The 1,448-nt window shown below is 55.9% G+C and carries 2 protein-coding genes; one reads left to right on the forward strand and one right to left on the reverse strand.

The window, feature by feature from the left end; translation table 11 throughout:
* Positions 1–877: hypothetical protein (locus tag HP547_RS27800; protein ID WP_172288656.1), on the forward strand; the 877-nt coding region annotated here is incomplete at its 5' end.
* Between the two features lie 29 nt (positions 878–906).
* Here the strand turns inward: HP547_RS27800 and HP547_RS27805 are convergent.
* On the reverse strand, positions 907–1,448 hold a 542-nt coding region (locus HP547_RS27805), incomplete at its 5' end, for an HAD family hydrolase (protein ID WP_218583501.1).

Here is a 1,448-nt window from a genome sequence, read left to right on the forward strand (position 1 = left end):
TAAACACGTAGCTGAGTTCAACGCCGAAGTTTCAGCAAGGGTCGATGAGCTGGATTTGGATAACGACCTCCGCATCTCGATCACGTTGAAGGCTGAAAAGGAGCTGACCGCGCAGCGGCGCTTGGCTGACGAAGAGCGTCTGATGCTGAGTGAAGCTCTGCGCCGCAATGCTCATCTTGACCGACCTCGCGCCGAAGACCTTGTGCTGTCACCCGAGCTCGAAAACTTGCGGGAAGATCTCCACGAGCAGCTCCAGGAATCGCCCTACCTGCGGATTGCACACATCCCAAGGTGGGGAATGGCGTTAGTTCGGTCTGGAGAACATGACTGGTCGACACGGCTCAAGCCCACCAAAAAGTGCTTCGTTTCCTGCGCACGGGAAAAAATTGCCAGGGGATTTGGGCTGTCGGGTACCGACCATTGGGGAAAAACCAAAGCCGCTATCCGATCTATGCTGCTGCCACTTGCTAACCAGCTACTGCAGCTTGCCAGCGTTCAAAAAATCCTCATGGAGGCACGGGCCCGCGGTCAACGCGTCGTGGTCATGGGTGGATTTGTATTTTGGTACGAAGAGAACGGCACCCCCGGATGGGTGATCAAAACCACTGGTGGCGAATCAGGTAGCGAAAATGGACAAACCCTCTGGCATGAGGGAACGATCATCTCCAAGAACCATGGCCGGATTGTCGTACTGCCTTACATCAAAGAAAACGGCGAGAAGGTACAGGGGCACACCAAGAACGCAAGCCACGACGGCAAAGCACTCCCTCGCCATCGAGACGAGTATGTCGAGCTTCCATTCGAGATCCTCGATGGCGACCTGATGATTGGCCTATTTGGTGAGCTGCACTACGAGCGACCAGCCCCCGGTCAGTGACATTACGGGCACCTGCCTGGATCGGGCATTCACTCTTGTTCAACATCCAGGCTTTCGACAACAGCAGCGGAGAAATCGAGCAGACTCTTCAACGGCCCCGCCCCTCCGCGATCCAGGTGGTAACCCAAGATCCCGCATGCTCGAGGCCCTTGCTCATCACATTTACGAGAGTCTCCTACCATCAGCACTCGCCCTGGGTCTGTGTCAGCAGGATTGCCGGGCTGAACACCCAATGCAGAGCAAACGTGCCTGTAGATCATGGGGTCGGGCTTCATCAAACCGCACTCTGAGCTCAGCGCATAGGCATCCAGCCCCGGAAGCAGTAGCCGCGCTTTCTCACAATAGTCCCAGGCCAAATTGGAACACACGGCGATCTTGATACCTCGTGCTGCCAGCAACTCAATTGCCGGCCAGGCATCGTCATATGTCTGCATCGACCTCAGCTCAAGGTCAAGCGCAGCCTGAAGCTTCGCTCGTTGAGAAGGCAACAGTTCTATTTCAAGATGCTCGGCGAGATCAGCAAGGTTGCCAGCGAAGGTCATCAAGGTCTGCACATCCCTCGGAGACACTG

Origin of the sequence: Pseudomonas sp. CM27 (genome assembly GCF_013179515.1) — a bacterium.
Classification (GTDB): Bacteria; Pseudomonadota; Gammaproteobacteria; order Pseudomonadales; family Pseudomonadaceae; genus Aquipseudomonas.